The following is a 16,771-nucleotide window of genomic DNA, read 5'->3' on the forward strand; positions in this document are numbered from 1 at the left end:
TAATTCCTCTGCTTCTTCGCATTGTCGAGATGATTTACAACCGCCATCTGAGTGGTTTTTCCAGCCAAAAGAAGCAGGTCCAGAGCATGTACATGCAAGCGGCCATTCTGCTGTGGCTTCTTTGTGGTATATTGGTGCCTGCAAGTCTCATCCTGTCATCCCCGATAGAATTTGCTTTTACTGGTTCCGTCGAGAATCCCTTATCGTACGTAGCCAACTCTGCTGCTGTATTTTTCGGACTGTGGGTAGTCTGGCCTCTCTTTATTTTCTTGATAGCACCAAAAAAAATGCGGGGCATCCTTGCTTTCCTCTTCAATTTTATGGCACTGACTGCCCTATGTAATCTCTATGTATTTAGAGGAAACTATGAGACAGTGAATAAGTTGCTTCTCTTTGATAATCCTTCCTTGCTTGATGCTGGACTTGGGATGACTGTCTTGCCACTTCTGTGTAGTGCTCTTATTGCCCTGGCTATACTTTATGTCCTAAAGCATAACCGTGCAAAACTCATAACAGGACTGTTGACAATATTGGTTCTAACCTCTGTGGTCAGTGGAGGCTATTCCATCTGGCAAATTTCCCAAGAGTATAAGGACCATGCAAGGAACTTGCAGGAAAATGCGCAAGACACCTCTTCTGGGGGTGACCTCAGTCCGGTGGTCAATTTAAGTAAAGATGGGGAGAATGTCTTCGTCCTATTCCTTGATCGGGCAATTAGCTCCTTTTTCCCCATTGCGCTTGAACAGTTTCCAGAGCTCCGTGAACAGTACGAGGGTTTTGTGTATTATCCAAATAGCATAGCCTATGGTCCCAGCACTTTGACCGGTGCGCCTCCTATCATGGGAGGGTATGAGTATACACCGGATGCAATAAACAAGCGCGATTCTGAGAAATTGGTGACGAAGCATAATGAAGCAACACTTGTCCTGCCTAGGATTTTCTTGGAGGCAGACTATGCAGTAACTGTTGTCGATCCTCCTTTTGCAAACTATAAATGGGCCAGTGATTTTTCTGCTTTCAAACCTTACCCTGAGATTGATGTCATGCAGTTGGAGGGAGCGTATTCAATAAAATATAAACTGGATCACAAGGATGTTCTCGATTGGGATCCTATGTATGAGAGTAATACAATCTACCATCGATTCCCCATATTTTCCATTTTGAAGACTACATTGCCTCTTATCCGAAAAACGTTGTATGACTCAGGAAAGTATTTTCTCATGCAGGAGAATCCACAAAATAATGATAGTTTCATCAATGCCTACGCACTTCTTCACTATCTGCCACAGATAACTACGGCTACCAGTGAAAAGAGCACCTACACCTTCTATTTGAATGATACAGCACATGCCCCCCTCTTCTTACAAGCTCCTGAATACGTTCCTGTGGACAACCCTACAGATACATCAAGCCCACTATCCAAGAAAGATGGGTATCCTGAAATGACCCAGAAGCATTACCATGCATTCATTGCAGCAATCCGTTCTATTGGAACTTGGCTTGATTCTTTGAAAGCCTTGGGGGTGTATGATAACACCCGATTGGTTATTGTTGCTGATCATGGAAAAGACATTGTTACCCCGGCATTCAAGGATTTTTCAGGGCATAGTGTTGTTCTTGGTTCGTACAATCCTCTCTTGCTCATCAAAGATTTCAATGCAAAGGGAAACCTGCGTGAGGATTCACAGTTTATGACTACTGCTGATGTTCCCACAATTGTTGTACAAGACCTTCCTGTTTCAACGGTCAACCCATTTACCGGTATTGACTTGTTCTCGGTAATCGATAAATCGTCAGCAAATGTGTATTATGTGCACTGGAATCCAAAGAAAAATCTGGGAACTCAGTTTGAATTCGAGATGGATAGGAGCTTCACGGTACATGATTCTGTATTTGAAGAATCCAATTGGAATCCAATGAATGATAGGGAGTAGTATTCAATGATCCTGTTATACATAGACCCCGGTACGGGAAGCATGTTGTTTTCCATTGTGATAGGTTTGGTGACCATGCTCTATTTTTTGGGGAAGGCTGCGATTATCAAACTCAAGTTTGTATTCTCCGGAGGGAAGGCTACCGGCAGCAAACTTCGCTATCCTCTGGTGATATATTCGGAAGGAAAACGGTACTGGACTGTGTTCAAGCCAATATTGGATGCATTGGAGAGCAGGGGAGTGTCTACTGTGTTCTATACCTCAAGTGAAGACGATTTTGTCTTCCAGGAAGGGTACCAACACATAACGAGTGAGTATATCGGAGAGGGGAACAAGGCATTCACCCGACTGAATTTTTTGGAGGCAGACGTTTGTCTTATGACTACCCCCGGCCTTGATGTCTATCAGCTCAAGCGCTCTCGTGGGGTAAAGCACTATGCACACATTATGCACTCTGTTGACGATGCAACCAGCTACCGTCTGTTTGGCTTGGACTACTATGACTCTGTGTTGCTCTCTGGAGCGTACCAGATGGACCATCTTAGAACCTTGGAGAACCAACGTGACATACAAAAGAAAGAGTTGGTTGTGGTTGGCTGTCCCTATCTGGATGTGCTGCAACAGAAGGTTCTCTCCCTTGGCAAGGAAGAGAAAACATCCTTTACCGTTCTCATAGCCCCATCCTGGGGTAAGAGTGGAATCCTAAGCCGTTATGGCTCTGCCCTGCTCGATCCGCTGGTAGAGACGGGGTTCACCATTATTGTCAGGCCACATCCGCAATCGAGACAATCTGAGAAAGAGGTACTCGCTTCTCTGGAGAACAGGTATGCAGGGAGAGAGAATCTTGAATGGGACTATGAAAACGAAAACCTTCGTTCCCTCTCGCGTTCGGATATCATGATATCGGACTTCTCAGGGGTGATTTTTGACTATACCTTCCTCTTCGATAGACCCTTCTTGTTTGTGAATGCTGATTTTGATGCCCGTCCCTATGATTCCTACGATATTGAGGAAGAGCCATGGAAGTTCAGGATTCTTCCTGAAATCGGTGTAGAACTGCAAGAGAGAGACTTCCAGAGAATTGGGGATGTATTGTTGGAAACATCGAAAAGCACGTTGCTCCAAGAGAATCGGAAGCGGGCCAAAGAGACTGCATGGCAGTACCAGGGCGCCAGTGGTGAGCGAGTAGCCGAATTTTTACTTACAAAGCTGGATTGTTAGACACCATCATGGTTTTGCGGTAGAGTAAAAAGGACGCAGTACAGGAGATACAGATTACATGGCTACAGTCTATTTGGGAATTACCGGAGATATCATCCACCCAGGAATCATTAACATCATCAACGAAGGATCCTCCTACGGAGATCTCATCATAGGATTGCTTACCGACTCAGCATTGGCTCCCCATAAGCGACTGCCGTATCTCTCCTATGAGCAGAGGAAAGTTGTGGTTGAGAATATCAAGGGAGTTGCCAGAGTGGTCCCCCAGGAAGATTGGAGCTATGTTCCGAACCTCATCAAGTACAAGCCCGATTACATCATCCACGGCGATGACTGGGTTGCCGGCCCGCTCAGCAAGATCCGCGACGAAGTCTTTGATGTCATGGAAGATCTGGGGGGTAAGGTAATTGAGGTGCCGTATACCAAGGGCATCAACTCAACTGCACTGGCTGAGCAACAAAAGGCCATCGGTACCACACCTGAGGTGCGGCTCAAGACACTGCGTCGTCTCATTGCCGCAAAACCGATTGTACGGATTCTGGAGGTGCATGATGGACTTTCCGGCTTGATCGCTGAGACAGTCTGCGTCTGCAAGGAAGGGGAATACCACTCATTTGACGGTATGTGGTCCTCCAGTCTTACTGATTCGACCTCCAAGGGAAAACCCGATATCGAAGCAGTAGACCTAACCACCCGCTTGCAGGGGGTAACTGATATTCTTGAGTGCACCACAAAACCCATCATCTATGACGGAGATACCGGGGGGCTCGCAGAGCACTTCGTCTATACGGTACGTACCTTGGAGAGGAATGGCATATCGGCCATTATTATAGAGGACAAGATGGGCCTGAAGAAAAATTCACTCTTCGGTACTGATGTGAAGCAGCAACTCGCGCCCATCGAGGATTTCAGCAACAAGATCAGTATGGGCAAGCAGGCACAGGTGACCAAGGATTTCATGATCATCGCGCGCCTTGAATCCCTGATTGCCGGAGGTACGGTTGATGAAGCCCTGGAAAGGGGTTTGGCTTATGTGAAAGCTGGAGCCGACGGCATCATGATACACAGCAAGGATAAGAGCGGGGAGGATATCAAGGAGTTCTGTATCCGGTTCCGCAAGGAGTACCACCATGTCCCCCTGGTGTTGGTTCCAACCACCTACAACCAGTATACGGAGGAGGAGTTCCAAAAGTGGGGGGCCAATCTCATCATCTATGCAAACCACATGCTTCGTGCGGCATACCCGGCGATGGTGAATGCAGCAAAGACCATCCTTGAACATGGCAGGTCCCTTGAGGCAGATCCTTTGTGTATGCCGATCAAGCAGATCCTTGAACTCATTCCAGGAACCAAGTAGAAGGCAGTAGGTATGATCACACCATCACGATTTATTGAAGTAGTACAAGGACAGGGAACCGATTTTTTCACCGGTGTCCCTGACTCACTTTTAAAAAGTCTCTGTGCCTATATCAGCGACTCAGTTGACAGTGACCACCATATCATTGCAGCAAACGAGGGAAATGCCGTGGGCTTGGCAGTTGGAAACCATCTTGCCACCGGATCCATCCCCTTGGTCTACATGCAAAACTCCGGGGAGGGGAATGCAGTCAATCCACTGCTCTCCTTGGCCGATGGGGATGTCTATCAGATACCGCTCTTGCTCTGTATCGGGTGGAGGGGGGAACCGGGATTCCATGATGAACCTCAGCATGTGAAGCAGGGCAAGGTAACCATCCCACTGCTTGAGACCATGGGTATTCCCTACCAGATTCTCTCTGACGATCCTGATCAGATGCTCAAGCAAGTGGAAACGGCATACACCTCTATGAGGGAGAACAGCAGTCCCTTTGCGCTGGTCATCAGGAAAGGGTTGTTCGCTGACTATAACCTGAAAAACAAAGCGGAAGTAGCGGGCAGCATGACCCGTGAGGAAGCTCTCCAGCACATTGTAGCCCACATGCAGGACGATGCCATCATCGTTTCAACCACCGGCATGGCTTCTCGTGAGCTCTATGAGATTCGTGAGCAAAGAGGGGAAGGCCATGAGAAGGATTTTCTAACCGTAGGTTCCATGGGACATGCTTCCCAAATTGCCCTTGGTATAGCCTTGGCCAAGAAAGACCGGCAGGTTGTCTGTATCGACGGTGATGGGGCAGCGTTGATGCACCTTGGTGGCATGGCCATCATCGGGACAACGAAACCAGGGAATTACATCCACATCATCGTGAACAATGGGTCCCATGATTCGGTGGGAGGACAACCCACGGTGGGGAGAGAGGTTGACCTATGTGGGGTGGCAAGCAGCCTCGGCTACCTCAAAAGTGCAAAGGTACGTAGTGCACAAGAACTGACAGAAATCCTTTCTGGTGAAATATCCGGACCGTGTTGCATTGAGGTCATGGTGAAGAAGGGAAACAGAAAGGATCTTGGTCGTCCAAAGACGACTCCGGTTGAGAATAAACAGGCATATATGCAGTATATTGCAGAGGAAAAGAGATGATTCGAGAAGCAGTAATTGTTGGTGCAGGGCTTGGTTCCAGGCTTGGTGACATTACCAAGGACAGACCGAAGGGGTTTCTGGAACTGGATGGCAAGTACATCGTGGAGATGTCGGTAAGGAAGTTGATCGAACACGGAATTGAAAGAATTGTCATCGGCACTGGGTATTGCAGTGAGTGGTATGAGGAACTTGCTGAAAAATACCCTGCAATTGTACCAGTGCACAATGAGAACTATGCTGAAACAGGGAGCATGGGAACCCTGGAAGTATGTGCTCCCCATGTACAGGGTGACATCCTTCTGTTGGAATCCGATCTGGTCTATGACTCCATTGCCCTGTTTGCTCTCTTGAATGACCCGCACCGAAACGTTGTATTGGGATCAGGGACAACCCAATCCGGTGACGAGGTGTACATCTCCGTTGATGATAGACAGGAGGTGCTGCAGATATCCAAGCAGCTGGAAACTGTTGGTTCTTCCTATGCTGAGCTGGTGGGAATCTCAAAGCTGTCACACGAGACCTTGATTACCATGTGCTCCTTTGCAAGGAGCCATCATCAGGATATGCCGAAGATGGAGTATGAAACAGCACTGGTTGGGGCTCAGCAAGCTGGTCAGCATCTCTTTGTACGCAAGATTGAGTATCTTGCATGGAGAGAGATTGATGATGCTTCCCACCTCAGCATTGCAAAAGAGAAAATTCTTCCTATGATCAAGGAGAGCGAGAGTCTGAGAGGTGTACAGCGGGAAGTGCTGCTGAACCCTGGACCTGCAACCACCACTGATTCTGTGAAATACGCACAAGTATGCACGGATATTTGTCCCAGGGAAGAAGAGTTTGGACAGATGATGCGATGGATCTGTGATGAGCTGACTGACTTTGTTGGATCCAGGGATGCCTATGAAACGGTTCTCTTTGCAGGGTCCGGTACCTTGGCTGATGAGGTGATGGTCTCATCCTGTGTGCCTCAGGACGGAAGGCTTCTGGTCATCAACAACGGCTCTTACGGTCAAAGGCTGGCAAAGATTGCATCAGTGTATAAGCTGGACTTTGAGGTCTTTGAGAGTTCCACGTATGAAGCTTTGGATATGAAAGCACTACATAAGAGGCTCATAGAAGGGAAGTTTACCCATCTTGCTGCTGTCTATCATGAGACAACCACAGGGTTGATGAACCCAATCCCTGAGATTGGAAAAATGTGTCACGAGCTTGGTATCGTGACCATTATAGACACAGTCAGTGCCTTTTCTGCCATCTCCATCGATATGGAGCGTGATTGTATCGACTTTATGGCCTCCACTTCCAACAAGTGTATCCAGGGGATGGCAGGTGCTTGTTTTGTGTTCTGTAATCGCAGGGAGTTGGAAAAACTCAAAAATGAGCCGATGCGGAACTACTACATGAATCTTTATGACCAGTACCAGTACTTCTCCCGTACCTTGCAGACACGATTCACCCCTCCAGTGCAGGTTTTGAATGCGCTTCGTCAGGCAATTATCGAAACAAAACAGGAGACGATAGAAAAGCGATATGAGCGATACACTCAGTGCTGGAAGGTATTGGTAGCTGCCGTGGAAGAGCTTGGACTTAAAATGCTTGTTGAAAAGAACAACCAATCACATCTCATCACTGCCATTCTGGAACCAACGGATACTTCCTACTCCTTTGATGAGTTCCACGATAGGGCAAGGGATTTGGGATTCACTATCTATCCAGGCAAGTTGGGCAATATCAATACATTCAGGATTGCAAATATCGGAGATATCCAACCCCATGAAATGGAACGATTTGTTGTGTTCATGAAGGAGTATTTCAAGCCTCTTTTGAAAGGTTAGCAAGATACTGTTTCTGTGGCAACCTACACGAAAGTGATATGGTGTAGTAACAACGTTAGTGAAAATTCTCTTGTGATTTTATGCAGTAGGATGCCTTTGGCTAAATAACAGGTGAACCCTCACCCTCTACTACTCTGCCTTGGAATCAACTTGGACTGTAACACATGCTTGGTCTTTGCATAGGACCCTGTGCTGATGACCTGCTTGAGAATACTTACCCCAAGGATGCCCATCTCCTGTAAAGGAAGCTCAAAGGTGGTTATGGGGACATTCCAGAAGGATGAGAAATCCCTGTTGTCAAACCCAACCACCCGTACCTGGGAAGGGACTTCATAACCCATCTTCTGCAGGCCAGCAATACAGCCAGCAGCAATATAGTCATTGGCACAGAAAATACCATCAGTCTCAGGATTGTCTCTCATGAGTTCAGCCGCTGCCTCAAACCCATGGTCATAGTCATAACCCCCATAGTAGCGCAGGGTAGGCATTTGCATCTGGAGCTCAGTAACCCGGCTGGAGAATCCCTGCAAGCGGTCTTGTACGGAGAGTCGGTCTTCTGGGCCACAGATCATCGCAGGATGGCGCATACCACAACCATAGAGATGTTCTGCTGCTTGATAACCCCCGGTGGTATTATCCGGGATAACACTGATCATCCCCGGGGTATCCATATTCACCGAGACAATGGGAATGTCAGAGTTCTGGGTATCCAAGTTGAACTCCTTCCAGATCGGAAGATGGTGACAGAACAATATTCCTTCCACCTTATGACTCTTCAAAAAGTGATACGCCTTCTTTAAGTCATTTCCGAACTCAATACCAGAGACAAAGAAGAGAGAGTGTTGCCCACCAGAGAGCCCCTGCTCGATACCTCTTACAATTTGATTCACGAACGTCTCAGTAATATCGGCTGCAAGGCACCCGATAATCCCTGAAGAACGACTCTTCATACGGGAAGCATTCCAAGAAGGGACATAGCCCAAGGATTCAACAGCAGCAAGCACTCGCTTACGTGTCATCTCGCTTACAGGACGCTTCCCATTCAGGGCGTGCGTAACCGTAGCAGGCGAAACGCCAGCAGCTTTTGCTACATCCATGATCGTCACAGGGTCTCCCATGCCACCTCTCCTAGAATGCCAGTGTAAAGCCTCATGATAGGTTTGTCACCCTTCGATTGCATAACTGTGAGATACTCCCTCTTTAAATGTATCCGGATCAAAGGAGAACGTTCTTCCTCCCGCGATACGGACCGTAAAGATCCGGTTCTTCTTAACAGGAGCTCCACCCTTGGTCTTGGTAATCGTCATCTCGTTCCCAGAGACCTTGAACTTCCAAAGATTGTACCTGTTTGTGCTGAGTTCGCTTACCCCGTCATCCTCAAAATAGGTGGAGGTGACCTGCTTATCAGCAGTCTTAATCGGGAAAACTAGCAGCTCCACATGCTCAAACAGTGCATCCTGAAGGTGGGTACAACCCTCAGCCGTTGGAATAACTGCTCCTTCCTTCGCAAACCAGCGAATCTCTCCTCCAGAGGGGTAGCTGAGGAGAACCTCTGTTCCTCCTTCCCATGCATTTCCATCCTGGTCATACCACCATAGGTTTTTTGGGAGGTAAACCGTGGTACTCTGCTTGCCCTTTTCTGTGACAAGAACTTTCAACAAGGAAGGTCCGAAGAGAGAGTGTATGTAGTTTGGAGAGAGGGAGTCATCCAGAGGGAATTCCAGATGGAGTGAACGCTCCAAGGGAAGTCCTTTTACAGCAGCCTCATATGCACAAGTATAAATATAGGGCATGAAGCGATAGTGTTCGAGAATAAGACTCCGTATCGCTTCCAATGCTGTAGGATACGACCAAGGTTCAGTAGGGTTGCCATCCTCCCTCCAGGAGTGAATAACAAACCTCCCTTGGAAAACCGCAGACTGGCATGAACGGACCAACAGCTCTTCCTCTGGGAATGCTCCGAAGAATCCCCCCAGGTCATGCCCGAAGTAGGGCAGTCCAGAAAGCCCAAAACCGATACCCATCAGTTGGTTGTAATGAAGGGATTTCCAGTCACTTACATTATCGCCTGACCAAGTTCTTGCAAATCGTTGTAGGCCTGAGTAACCACTACGGGAGTAGATCCAGGGACGACGGTCAGGGTGCGCTTCCTTGAATACCTCATAGGAAGCCTCAGCCATCTTGATGGGATACAAACTCTTGGTCTTATATGCCTCGAGTGCGAAATCTTCAAGCTCCAACTCATTGTTGTCATTCCAGATGCCCGTGCATCCATGGTTCAGGTATTGTTCCTTGAGTTGGTGCTTCCACCACTGTTTCGCTTCACTATTGTTGAAGTCAATGAAGGAGGCCTCTCCTCCCCAGAAGAATTCCTCATAGGGTTCTCCATCCTGGTCCTTGATCAAATAGCCCTTTTCTTTCAGTTCCCCGTACCAAGGGTGACTGGTCAGGATACCGGGCTTGATATTCATGCAGAGGTTGTAGCCTCTCTGGCTAAGGGAAGTCAGAAATGCTTTATAGTCAGGAAACTTCTCCTTGTTCCAGAGAAACGTATATCGTTTTCCGTCAGGACTCTTCAGGTATCCTGAGGAAACATACATACCCTCACAGGGAATCTGGTGCTTTTCTATGGTGGAGAAGTACGCAAGTATACGCTTCTCAGCATCATCACTCTCTACATAGTTCATAGAGGAGCCAAAGAACCCAAAACTGAACAGAGGGGGGAGCGCCGGAAAACCGGTAACGCTATAGTAGTTCTTCAGAACTTCGTGGTAGTTCTCCCCAAGCATGGCAATGTATCCATAAGGGCCACCTTCTACCTCTACAGAGAAGAAGTAGGGACTCTCCCTGCCAAGGTCAAACAAGCGGATCTGGCTCTGGTTGAATAAAAGGCCACAGGTAACACGATCCTCCTTGTTGATTCTCAGCAAGAAAGGAACGGACTTGTACAAGGGGTCGGAGTTTGCAGCATCATATCCCAAGGAGTCTCGGTTAAACATGGAGAACCGGCGACCTCTTCTGTTCGGGCTCCCACTCTTGTCTCCTAGGCCGTAGAACTCATCGGCAGAGAAGAGTGGAAAGTTGAATCGGCCAAAAGAGTCTTGAGAACCAGATTTGGTGAAACAACGGACTTGGTAATCCGGCAGTACCGTATCAGCAGTCCCTATACGCCCTCCATGCTGGAGAATCCCCCCGTACCAGAGACTGACTGATGCATACCGTTTTTCGAGCACTATGCGGCTCTGGCCACAAGTAAGGATGAATGCATGATTCTCTTCGGCAATTATAATCGGTTTGTCCAGAGAGAGGGCGGCGGCAGGTTGTGTAATATACTTACTTGCCTCCCAGAGCGTCTCATCAACAAGAACCGAGTCAAAGAGGTAGGAAACCTCAATAATCTCCTGGGTGTGGAACCTAAGATGGAGCTGGCCTCCCACTCCTGTAGCTACTACTGTTTTTGTGTCCTGAAGCGTACAGGAATGGAGTGTATGAATTATATGTTTCATGAGTTACCCTTTAACCGACCCAGCGGCAATACCACTGAAGAAGAATCGTTGGAATGCGAGAAAGACGACAATGACTGGAATGATGGCGATTGTCGTCATCGCCAGAAGATCAGACCAGTTGATCTGCAACTGTCCGACAAAGTTCGCCAGCGCTTGCTGCACTGTCTGTTTCTTGTTGTCGGTGATTACGATCAAGGGCCAGAGATAATCGTTCCATCTCCACATGAAACTGAAGATGGCGATGGTCGCTACAATGGGTTTGCTCATCGGGAGGATGAGACGGAAGAAGATTGAGTACTCCTTTGCCCCATCAATACGTGCAGCCTCGATGAGGGAGTCAGGAAGGTTCACCAGATACTGACGTGCGAGAAATACCCCAGTAGGGGTTGCCGCGGGGGGAATGATTATTCCCCACAGCGAATTGAGCATCCCGAGGTTCTTCAACTGGAGAAAAATTGGAATCATGATGACCTGCAAGGGGATCATAAGGGTGGCGATCATGATGGTAAAAATCAGGTTTCTTCCCTTGAAGATGTACTTTGCAAGTGCGTACCCTGCCATAAGGTTAACCATCACTGTAATGAAGGTGGAAACCACCGCTACGAATACGGTATTGGAGAAGTAAACCGGGAAATTCCCAGCCTGGAGGCTGCTGACATAGTTCTGTACAGTCCACTTCTGGGGGAGAAAGGTCAGAGGGACACGGAACAATTCACTCTGTGGCTTGAAGGATGAGAGTATAACCCAGAGCACGGGAAGCAAGGTCCCGAGTGCCAGGACGATCAGGAGCACATAATGGATACTGTTGTATACTCTTTGCTTATTCATAACCCTGCTCCTTTCCGCTGAACTTGAACTGCACCAAGGTAAAAATGCTGATAATCAACATCAGGACAATGGACATGGCACTTGCGTAGCCCATTCGATCCTCGAGGAATGCAACTTGATAGACCTGTTGGACTATCAGCTTGGTAGCATATCCAGGTCCTCCCTTTGTCATGACGGAGATCAACTCATAGGCCTTGAACGATGCAATGGTGGAGAGCACCATAACCACGAGCAGGGTGCTTCTGAGCAAGGGAAGTGTAATAGCGGTGAAGGTCTTTGTTTTAGATGCACCATCGATGGTGGCAGCCTCATAAAGCTCTATGGGGATTGCCTGCAATCCGGCAATGAGGATAACCATGTAGTATCCCGCCTGGGCCCAGATACTGACGCCTATGATGGAAACCATGGCAAGGTTGCTGTCTGTAAGCCAAGGTATTCCTGATCCACCGAATCGGCGAAGCAGGTAGTTGATAATCCCCATCTCATCACCCAGGATGAATCGCCAGGCAATACCGACGGTGATCATGCTGAGCAGGGAAGGGATATAGAAGAGAGAGCGAAATATCTTCTCTCCCTTGATGGTGTTTTTATAGAGCAGTAAGGCCAGGGCCAAAGCATAGACCATGATCAAACTGACAGTGAACAGCGAATACACGATGGTATTGCTGAATGTTTTCCAGAATACAGCGTCTTGAGCGAGTTCAACGAAGTTTGCAAAACCGATGAACCTGGGGGTAGTGAATACACCCCATTCGGTGAGGGACATCCTCAGCCCCTGGATGGCAGGGACAATGATGAATAAGCCGAATATGAGTATGTTGGGAAGCAGGAATAGCAGTGGTGCTGCTGTCTGATGGAAGTTTCCCTTGGTATGTCGTTTCATATGGTTGTGGTAGACAGGTTCTCTGTCGGTAGAAACAATCGTGCTCCCCCTCATCTGAGGAGGAGCCGATATCCAAAATACAGTTTACTTGAAGTAGGTTGAGCCCTTCTTGTCTACGTTGGCAACAGCCTCTTCGGCGGTGATGTTGCCCAGCAGTACCTCTACAATCTGTTCGCGAATGTAGGTGGTAACCTTGCTCAGGTTTGTATTCTTCCATTCGTTTGCAGTAAAGGCCGGGGTGACCTTCAGCTCTTCAAGGAAGACCTCGAAGTCATCACTGTTCGAAGGATAGGAAACTTGTGCATCAACGCGGGAAGGAATATTGAAGGTATCACGGCTGTACATCTCGTTGTGAGTCTTGTCAGCAAATGCTTCCATCAACTTGAATGCTTCTTCCTGGTTCTTGCTTCCCTTGAAGGAAGCGATAAACTTACCACCAGGAACAGAAGAGTTGATCTCAGCCTTGGGCATTCTCACAGCCTTCCACTCGAAGTCTGCTACGTTCTTGTTGTAGGTGTTGATGTTCCAGCTCCCACCAATGTGGCCTGCTACCAGGCCTGCCTGGAAGAGCTCAGCGGGGTTCTCGGAACCGAGCCATACACTCTTGGGAACCAAACCTGCATCATGGACGTGCTTGAACCACTTGATCGCGGCAATGGTGCCAGGGTTGTTGAATTCGATGTTTGACTGGTCTTCGTTCAAGAAGTGTCCACCGAACTGATACATGAGGGTAGAGAAGCGGTGAGGAGTAAAGTCTACAGTCAAGCCATACTTCATCTCTGGGTTGGCAGCCACTACTTCTTTCACAACCGATTCCCATTCACTCCAAGTCCAATCCTTGCTGACTTCATCAACCTCGATACCGGCCTTGTCAAAAGCAGACTTGTTGACGAGCATTCCATTGGCAGTTGCTTCAGTTGGGTAAGCAATAAACTCACCCTTGGGGTTGGAAGCAAATGCAACCATGGAGGGCAGGAACTGTGCCTTCACTGCCTCGATGTCTGCTACATGGTTGTCGATTGGCTCCAGGCTATCGACAACAACACTAAGCGTATTGGTGGTGATACGGGCGAGATCAGGAGGATTTCCTCCGCTGATCATCAGCTTCAGTTTCTGGTCGAACTCATTGTAAGCAACAATCTGCATGTCGAGTGTTACATGCGGATTTGCCTGCAAGTAGTCGTCGATAGTGTTGAGGAACACCTCATCCTCATTGGCATCGTTGAACCAGAGTACTGAGAGTGTAACATCCTTTCCAGTTTCTTCTTTTGTTCCTGCTGCAAACACTATTGTGCCAGCCAGGACCAAGATCAAGAGAATTCCCAAAATCTTTTTCATTCTTTCCTCCTTATAAGGCTTGAAAATAAAAGTATGCAAATTTACGCAAAACGTTTTTACTCCTTTACTATAAACCCCATAACTTTTACCTGTCAAGGAAACTTTTCTATGGTGGGAAGAAATGGCTATAAAAAAAAGGAGAACCAAAGAGGTCCTCCATATGTGTCAGTATTTGCTCTCTCTGTCAGATCAATTCCAGCTCAGCATCGAACTCCCCGTCAAGCGGGTAGATGGGCCTGGAGAGCTCCCTGTAGGGCAGGCGGGTGAAGAGCTCGTCGGTGCTTCCGGTGGTGAGTGCCATCATCGACCGCTTTGCAATCGAGCGTATCTCCGGTTCCAGATAGCCCAGCTTCACCACTTGTGTAGATTGTGAGATTCCACCTGTAAGCTTACCCGCAAGCAGTATTGTCTTCATTCGTCTTGAGCTCTTGAATTTCCTTCATGATTAGATATACATGAGTACCAGGATTTATCGGTACACCGTCATTGTCTACTTGCGTTTTACCTGCCTCTCTCATGGCATGAGGAAACCCGGATTCATACTCTTCTGGCTTCAATGAGTTTTTTCTATAGCTTTTCTTAACCTTTTTCAGTTCTTTTCCCATATCCTTGGAACAATTAATTGGAAAAGATGGTAAAGGTGCAAAATGGAGGAACAGCCAGAGCTCAAAGCATGGGTTACTTACAGCAACTTGAATAGGCATTTTTCTTATTTTTTGTCCCATTACCTCTCTTATTTGCTGATCTTTCCACCTATCCTTATCGATTGCCAGCCAAAGCTTATCGTGTTTCCCAAGGTCAAGTTTTTTTGCTGTAGCTTTAAGATTTTCTAGTACATAGACAGGAGCGGAACATCCATCCTTAGAAGGAATAGGGAGAACTTTGACTCTTCTGTGTGAAACAAAGGGGAACGAGAAATAAAGCTCCTCAGTCTTTTCACCTTCAGTAGCAACCAGAACCAAAAAAGCATCCCGATAGGGCTTAATATCTCTCTGGAATTGTGGTTTTGTTCTTTTTACATGGCTTGCCATATCAATGAATCCTCAATTGGTTTCCATGAAAAACAGGGATTGCTCCAAATCGGCCGCTCAAGTATCCCTTTTCATAGTTCAATCCTGTGGTAAGCTTGAATTCCACAAGGTTGCAGAGATGGCTTCCGTGACCAGGGTCTTTTTCGATCAACCATATTTCATCGCTGCGGAATATATCTGCATCCAGCAGATTGGTGTCATGGGTACTGAAGATCAGTTGGTTGCCCATTTGGGAGTTTGTTGTTTCTGTTATGAAATTCTTGATAAAGTATTGAGCGAGCAAGGTATGGAGACTTCGCTCCAATTCATCAATAACAAAAACAGTGTCTTCCCCATGGATGAAATCCAATGCAGGAAGCAAATGAAGCATTCTGTTCATACCACTGGAAGCCAATGACATATCAAATTGAATATGCTTCCCGTCCTGCCTTGTATATCCGGCCTCCAGCTTGACCATTTCAAAGCCATCTGCGGTCTTCAGTACAACACCATGCGGGTTCGCATATTCATCATTCAGGGGAACAGCTTCGTTTTCTTGCATCTCCTCAAACATTGAATGATATTGTGCTGCTTCAGCATCTTCAAATCGGGAGCAGAACTTATCAATATCAAAAGGTTTGCGTACTGAGTCCAGTTCATCAATATCGAGGTCCATCTCCTTGATCCGCTTATTTATCTTCTGTAGGGTTTCAGACTGATCATGCAACAGCAACTCAAGTGCTTGTACTTTGCTTTCAGGCATGATGATGAAACAATGGTCTGAAAACCATTCAATAATAGGAGCAAGGATTTTGACATTTCTATTGACTGCTTCACGAAGAAATAGCTCTTCTTGGTTTATTCCTTCCATAATAAAGCCAAGGTAGTTTTTACCTTTGGGTGTTGCGGAGATAAGTGCTTGTCCAAATGTAGCCATAGGCTTTCCGTTCTCATTATATCGTTCAAACAGGAGACTTGGTTTTGACGAGAAATATGCTGAAAGCCATTCTTCCTGTACAACCTTCTTATGGAGCGAAAACCCATAGTCATACACAATGTCATGATATTTAAAGAGAATTGAAAATCTAGTGGGTTCATTTTCCTGCATCGTATCTGCTAGTCTGAATGGGGTAACAGAGGGATATATATCTTGTGTTACGCGCAATTTCATGAAGAAGAAGGCATCGATGAAAGTAGTTTTGCCACTTCCGTTTTTTCCATAGATAACAGATACGGGAAGTACATCTACTTTCTTATTCTTGGGGGAGTGCAACACATGTTCGCTCTTTTCCTTGATTCGTTTAGCAGGAGCAAGATTAAGCAATGCTTCCTCTTTGAAACTCCTAAAATTGGAAACGGTAAAGTTGATTAACATAGGTGTTTTCTCCTTTTTGGGTATGTTTATGATAAGATGATTAATCCGGAGAGTCAATAATAATATATGCTTTCAAGAGCAAATACCTTTTAAAGTGTAAAAATATTAGTTATTTGCATTGAATTCCTATGCAAATTACGAATAGAAAGCTTTTTCTGCATGAAGAGATCTCCATACAAAGGGAGGCATTCGTGATTACGATATTGGACGCCTGGTAATACTACGTACACCACTGTAACTCGCTTTCTATAGAAGCACTGGATACAATAAAAGGAGAGAGACCCTACCAGTCTCTCCCCTTGTTCCAGTATCCTTGATTCTTGTCAGATCAATTCCAGCTC

At 46.8% G+C, this 16,771-nt stretch carries 12 protein-coding genes and 1 pseudogene; 5 read left to right on the top strand and 8 right to left on the bottom strand.

Annotated features, from left to right (window positions below; all coding sequences use genetic code 11):
* From JF818_RS05935 to JF818_RS05955, 5 genes are all read left to right on the top strand, one after another.
* Positions 1-1,934: hypothetical protein (locus tag JF818_RS05935; protein WP_198891072.1), on the top strand; the 1,934-nt coding region annotated here is incomplete at its 5' end.
* 6 nt (positions 1,935-1,940) lie between these two features.
* Complete coding sequence (locus JF818_RS05940; protein WP_198891073.1) at positions 1,941-3,155, top strand: CDP-glycerol glycerophosphotransferase family protein; 1,215 nt, start codon at positions 1,941-1,943, stop codon at positions 3,153-3,155.
* A gap of 58 nt (positions 3,156-3,213) precedes the next feature.
* A complete protein-coding gene (gene aepX / locus JF818_RS05945; RefSeq protein WP_198891074.1) occupies positions 3,214-4,512 on the top strand; it encodes a phosphoenolpyruvate mutase in 1,299 nt (432 codons plus the stop codon).
* A 12-nt stretch (positions 4,513-4,524) separates the two neighbouring features.
* On the top strand, positions 4,525-5,655 hold the full coding sequence (gene aepY, locus JF818_RS05950; protein ID WP_198891075.1) for a phosphonopyruvate decarboxylase: 1,131 nt from the start codon (positions 4,525-4,527) through the stop codon (positions 5,653-5,655).
* Positions 5,652-7,490 carry a 2-aminoethylphosphonate aminotransferase gene (locus JF818_RS05955; protein ID WP_198891077.1) on the top strand — a complete coding sequence of 613 codons (1,839 nt, stop codon included), beginning with the start codon at positions 5,652-5,654 and terminating at the stop codon, positions 7,488-7,490. Before aepY ends, JF818_RS05955 begins: the two co-directional genes overlap by 4 nt.
* 119 nt (positions 7,491-7,609) lie before the next feature.
* On the opposite strand, the gene JF818_RS05960 is transcribed toward JF818_RS05955, so the two are convergent.
* The 8 genes and pseudogenes from JF818_RS05960 to JF818_RS05995 form a co-directional block, all read right to left on the bottom strand.
* Positions 7,610-8,608: a LacI family DNA-binding transcriptional regulator gene (locus JF818_RS05960; protein ID WP_198891079.1), complete on the bottom strand. Its 999-nt coding sequence runs from the start codon at positions 8,606-8,608 to the stop codon at positions 7,610-7,612.
* Between the two features lie 45 nt (positions 8,609-8,653).
* Positions 8,654-10,996 carry a TIM-barrel domain-containing protein gene (locus JF818_RS05965; RefSeq protein ID WP_198891081.1) on the bottom strand — a complete coding sequence of 781 codons (2,343 nt, stop codon included), beginning with the start codon at positions 10,994-10,996 and terminating at the stop codon, positions 8,654-8,656.
* A 3-nt stretch (positions 10,997-10,999) separates the two neighbouring features.
* Entirely contained in the window at positions 11,000-11,824 is an 825-nt protein-coding gene (locus tag JF818_RS05970) for a carbohydrate ABC transporter permease (protein ID WP_198891083.1), read from the bottom strand.
* Positions 11,817-12,707 carry a carbohydrate ABC transporter permease gene (locus JF818_RS05975; protein ID WP_198891085.1) on the bottom strand — a complete coding sequence of 297 codons (891 nt, stop codon included), beginning with the start codon at positions 12,705-12,707 and terminating at the stop codon, positions 11,817-11,819. The genes JF818_RS05970 and JF818_RS05975 overlap by 8 nt, the downstream gene beginning before the upstream one ends.
* An 84-nt stretch (positions 12,708-12,791) precedes the next feature.
* The gene (locus JF818_RS05980; RefSeq protein ID WP_198891087.1) at positions 12,792-14,045 is read right to left on the bottom strand and encodes a sugar ABC transporter substrate-binding protein; all 1,254 of its coding nucleotides are present in this window, start codon (positions 14,043-14,045) and stop codon (positions 12,792-12,794) included.
* 184 nt (positions 14,046-14,229) lie between these two features.
* Positions 14,230-14,403: pseudogene (locus JF818_RS05985) on the bottom strand (MlrC C-terminal domain-containing protein); the annotation flags it as partial.
* 31 nt (positions 14,404-14,434) lie between these two features.
* Complete coding sequence (locus JF818_RS05990; protein WP_198891088.1) at positions 14,435-15,076, bottom strand: RloB family protein; 642 nt, start codon at positions 15,074-15,076, stop codon at positions 14,435-14,437.
* A 1-nt stretch (position 15,077) separates the two neighbouring features.
* Positions 15,078-16,430: an ATP/GTP-binding protein gene (locus JF818_RS05995; RefSeq protein ID WP_198891089.1), complete on the bottom strand. Its 1,353-nt coding sequence runs from the start codon at positions 16,428-16,430 to the stop codon at positions 15,078-15,080.
* Between the last annotated feature and the right edge of the window lie 341 nt (positions 16,431-16,771).

The sequence above is a fragment of the Sphaerochaeta sp. S2 genome, assembly GCF_016406725.1.
Classification (GTDB): Bacteria; Spirochaetota; Spirochaetia; order Sphaerochaetales; family Sphaerochaetaceae; genus Sphaerochaeta.

What these genes read in the sequence shown, in the direction of transcription:
- JF818_RS05940 (WP_198891073.1), top strand. Translation starts at nt 1,941, where the DNA reads ATGATCCTGTTATACATAGACCCCGGTACGGGAAGCATGTTGTTTTCC.
- aepX (WP_198891074.1), top strand. Translation starts at nt 3,214, where the DNA reads ATGGCTACAGTCTATTTGGGAATTACCGGAGATATCATCCACCCAGGA.
- aepY (WP_198891075.1), top strand. Translation starts at nt 4,525, where the DNA reads ATGATCACACCATCACGATTTATTGAAGTAGTACAAGGACAGGGAACC.
- JF818_RS05955 (WP_198891077.1), top strand. Translation starts at nt 5,652, where the DNA reads ATGATTCGAGAAGCAGTAATTGTTGGTGCAGGGCTTGGTTCCAGGCTT.
- JF818_RS05960 (WP_198891079.1), bottom strand. Translation starts at nt 8,608, where the DNA reads ATGGGAGACCCTGTGACGATCATGGATGTAGCAAAAGCTGCTGGCGTT.
- JF818_RS05965 (WP_198891081.1), bottom strand. Translation starts at nt 10,996, where the DNA reads ATGAAACATATAATTCATACACTCCATTCCTGTACGCTTCAGGACACA.
- JF818_RS05970 (WP_198891083.1), bottom strand. Translation starts at nt 11,824, where the DNA reads ATGAATAAGCAAAGAGTATACAACAGTATCCATTATGTGCTCCTGATC.
- JF818_RS05975 (WP_198891085.1), bottom strand. Translation starts at nt 12,707, where the DNA reads ATGAAACGACATACCAAGGGAAACTTCCATCAGACAGCAGCACCACTG.
- JF818_RS05980 (WP_198891087.1), bottom strand. Translation starts at nt 14,045, where the DNA reads ATGAAAAAGATTTTGGGAATTCTCTTGATCTTGGTCCTGGCTGGCACA.
- JF818_RS05990 (WP_198891088.1), bottom strand. Translation starts at nt 15,076, where the DNA reads ATGGCAAGCCATGTAAAAAGAACAAAACCACAATTCCAGAGAGATATT.
- JF818_RS05995 (WP_198891089.1), bottom strand. Translation starts at nt 16,430, where the DNA reads ATGTTAATCAACTTTACCGTTTCCAATTTTAGGAGTTTCAAAGAGGAA.